At 59.9% G+C, this 4,109-nt stretch carries 1 protein-coding gene; it reads right to left on the bottom strand.

The features are described from left to right. Positions 1-4,091: condensation domain-containing protein (locus ACFWYE_RS30940; protein ID WP_379115815.1), on the bottom strand; the 4,091-nt coding region annotated here is incomplete at its 3' end. Between the last annotated feature and the right edge of the window lie 18 nt (positions 4,092-4,109).

Genomic DNA, 4,109 nt, shown 5'->3' with positions numbered 1-4,109 from the left:
AGCGGCGACCGCTCGACACAGATGCCAACCCGCGCATCAGGGCGCACGCCAAGCTCGATCAGCCGGTGCGCGACACGATTGGCCCGTATGTTCAGCTCGCCATAGCTGATCTCTTCATCGTCGCAGATCAGCGCGATCGCATCCGGCGACCGCACCGCCTGGGCCTCGAACAACTCATGGATGCAGGCGTCCTCCGCAAAGGCTGCCGCAGTGTCATTCCATTGCTCGAGCAGAAGCCGACGCTCCTGCGGTCCAAGCAAGTCAATCCGGCCGACCACGCATGCCGCATCCGCAACAAAACCGCGCAGCATTGCTTCCAGATAGCCAGCATGACGTTCAATCGTCGATGCATCGAACAATGCTGTCGCATAGCCGAGACTGCCGACGATCTCGTCGCCAGCTTCACTCAGAGCAAGATCGAGATCGAACTTCGCGACCTCATAGGCCGTATCGACCGGCCGCACTGCAAGATCATCAAGCATTGCCGACGCAATGGCATCTTCGTTCTGCCAGGAGAACATCACCTGGAACAAGGGAGTGTGATCCAGGCGACGGGCAGGCTGGACGATCTCGACAACCTGCTCGAATGGAAGGTCCTGATGGTCCTGGCCCGAAACAACCTTCGAACGAACCCGCGACAGAAGCGTCCCAACTTCGGGCGATCCGGAAAGATCGATCCGCAGCGCCAGCGTGTTCACGAAGAAGCCGATCAGGCCCTCCGTCTCCGTACGACCGCGGTTTGCAACGGGCGTGCCTATGACAACGTCATCCTGGCCCGAAAGCCGCGACAGGACACCTGCCCACGCCGCCAGAACCGTCATGAACAAGGTCGTTCCGTGCCGGAGGCTCAATGCCTTCAGTTCGCGCGTCAGTTCGCCATCGAGCCGGATGCCGACATGCGCGCCTGCCGGTGATTGTTGTGGTGGACGTGGGCGATCCGTCGGCAATGCCAGCAAGACCGGCGCGTCAGCGAACTCGGAACTCCAGTATGTCGCCTGCGACACCTGACGTTCGCCCGAAAGCCATTCACGCTGCCAGACGGCATAGTCGGGATATTGCACATCCAGCGCCGGCAACGGGTCCTCTCGCCCGTGCATGAACGCCCCGTACAACAGCCCCAGTTCACGCAGAAAGACCTCAATCGACCAACCATCCGAAACAATGTGATGATGGGTCAGGACAAGGACATGCTCCTCATCCCCCAGTCGGATCAGACTGCCGCGAACCAGCGGGCCACGCTCGAGGTCAAAAGGCGTATCCGCCTCCTTGCGGCAGATCTCTTCCTGGCGCTCCCGAGCGTGATCCTCGCCCCGAAGATCGTACTCAACCAGTCCAAAGCCGGCATCCGCATCCAGAAGCTCGACATGCGGCTCGCCGCCCTGCGCGACAAACACGCTCCGCAGCCCCTCGTGACGCGCCCACAACCTGTCCAGGCTGCGGCCAAGGGCCTCGCGATGAAGAGGGCCGCGCAACTGAAGCGCCAAGGGAATGTGATAGCTCGCGCTCACCCCATCCAACTGGGCGAGGAACCACAGGCGCTGCTGCGAAAACGAGAGCGGCAACACGCCCGCGCGATCGACAGGCCTGATCGACGGCAGCACCTGGCGACCCGAACTCCCGACAAGGTCGGATATCGCCTCGGCCATCTCGGCCAGGACTGGCCGGGCAAAAAGCTGCGCCAGTCTGAACTCGATCCCGAACTCCCGACCGATGCGGCTGATCAGCCGCACCGCCAGCAGCGAATGGCCTCCGAGGATGAAGAAGCTGTCGCGGCGCCCGATGCGTTCGACGCCCAGCAACTCGCTCCACAGGCCGGCCAGCATCGTCTCGATCTCGCCGACCGGCGCTTCACTGGCTCCGCGCGCATACGCCTCGTCCGCTGGCGCCGGCAGCGAGCGACGATCCACCTTGCCGTTCGGCGTCAGCGGCAAACGGTCAAGCACCACAAAGGCCGCAGGAACCATGTGATCCGGAAGGCACCCGGACAAATGCCTTCGCAACAGTGCCGCGAACCGGCTCAAATCCTCGAACTTTGACGGATCATGCGCAAAATCTGCATACTCCCCCACGGCATGATGCGGGAGGTACAGATCTTTTGGCGCACTCCAGTTCTCCGGCAGGAAGAGAACGTCCAGTTCTCCATATGGAGAATTGTGTGACCAGGTCGCAACCACGCGGTGACCGGTCGTCTCACCGAGCGAGATCAATGCCTCGACATGAATGGGGTCGCGGCCAATGTTCTCAACGTATTTGGCAAGGCCAGTTTCATCGTAATCAGCGATGAGGGATAGATCGTCGCATAGATGCGCATTCGGGAAATTACAAAGGCGAAATCCATTCGGATGGCTTGCAGCGGCAGCCGCAATGGAAGTGACATCCTTTACGGAATTTCCCCAATAAATTTTGGGCAGATGCGCCGCAGATTGGGATGACCCATCGCCCTTTCTTAAAACGACGTCATACCGATATCGACTGAGCTCGTTGGAGGACAATCCCCGCTTGATCCGGATATCGACCCCGGAGACTCCATCGACGACATCTTGCAACGCAACGAAGAAACGCGGGTCCAGCGCAATTTCTTTCTCAAGCACGAGACGTCGCTCGACAGCCGAACGAACGGATTCAAGCGATGGCTTCCCTTTCGTATTTGTAAGCTCGACGGCGGTGGAAAAATACCGAAGCAAAGGCAAGCTGCGGATGTCGCCAAGGAATATTGCACCTTCCGGCCCCAATAGGCCTATCGCCTGGCGTATTACATCGACGAAATACTGGGGTGTCGGGAAATACTGTGCAACCGAATTGATAACGATTGCATCGAACGCGCCCGCTGGCAAACCATCGACGACATTCGCTTCCTGGCAACGAAGATGGGTACGATTTGACAAGCCCGGCAGTGCGGCAATCTGGTCCTGCAGCCTGTCAATAATGCGCGGGGAAAAGTCGACACCCCAATATTCGGTACAGTTCGGGGCAAGGCGCGAAAGCAGCAGCCCTGTACCAACTCCGATCTCCAGAATCTTCTTGGGCTGCAGGTCCAGAATTCGGGCGACGGTCGCGTCTCGCCACTCTTCCATTTCATTCAATGGGATAGGTTGACCATCATAGCTGCTGTCCCAGCCATGAAAATCATCTCCAAAAGGGGCTGATGACTGCTGGCTGTTTTCTTCCTGATAGACTTCCTGCCATCCCGCTACGGTTTGACTTTCACGCTTGACGTCCCGGGCCGATCGGGACCGCGGGACCACATAGGCAACCAGCCGCTTGTCACCGGATGCCTCCTGGCGTGCCACGACAACGGCCTCGCGCACGCCAGGATAAGCCGTCAATTGCGCCTCGATCTCGCCGAGTTCGATCCGGAAGCCACGGATCTTCACCTGATCATCGTTGCGGCCAAGGAATTCCAGGTTGCCGTCCGCCATCCAGCGGACGAGATCCCCGCTCCGGTAGACCCGGGCGCCGGGAACCGTGCTGAACGGATCGGCCACGAACCGCTCCGCCGTCAGCATCGGCTGGTTCAGATAGCCGCGCGCGACCCCTGCCCCGCCGATCCACAATTCCCCGGCGACACCGACAGGGCAAAGCCCGCCATGAGCGTCGACAACATAGACATGCGTGTTCGAGATCGGACGCCCGATCGGAACAGTCGGGCCCCGGAATTGTGGTTCGCCTTCCTCGAGCGGATAAGCGCAGGCCGTTACAGTGGTCTCGGTCGGCCCATAAAGATTGTAAACCTGGAAGTCCGGCCAGCTTGAGCCGAAGCTCTTGCTGGACAAGGCCTCGCCTCCGACGAGAACCAGGCGAAGCGCTGGCAGCCGGTTCAAATCCTGTGCGAATGTCCCGGCAAAATATGCAGGCGTGAAGTTGGCGATCGAGACCGAGAACCTGTGCATGTTCTCGATCAGTTGCTCTCCGCCCCATATCTCGTTGCCCCGGACGATCAGCGTCGCGCCTGCCAACAGCGATAGAAACGCCTGCTCGGCAGACGGGTCGAAGCTGATGCTGGCTAACTGCAACACCCGGTCGGAAGGACTGATCGCATATCTGGCAATGCCGTCTTCCACATCGGCAACCAGGCTTTTGTGCTCGATCATGACGCCTTTTGGCCTGCC

It is taken from the genome of Mesorhizobium sp. NPDC059025 (genome assembly GCF_042739655.1).
In the GTDB taxonomy this organism is placed as follows: domain Bacteria; phylum Pseudomonadota; class Alphaproteobacteria; order Rhizobiales; family Rhizobiaceae; genus Mesorhizobium.
This window is presented reverse-complemented; position numbering and strand designations above follow the sequence as displayed.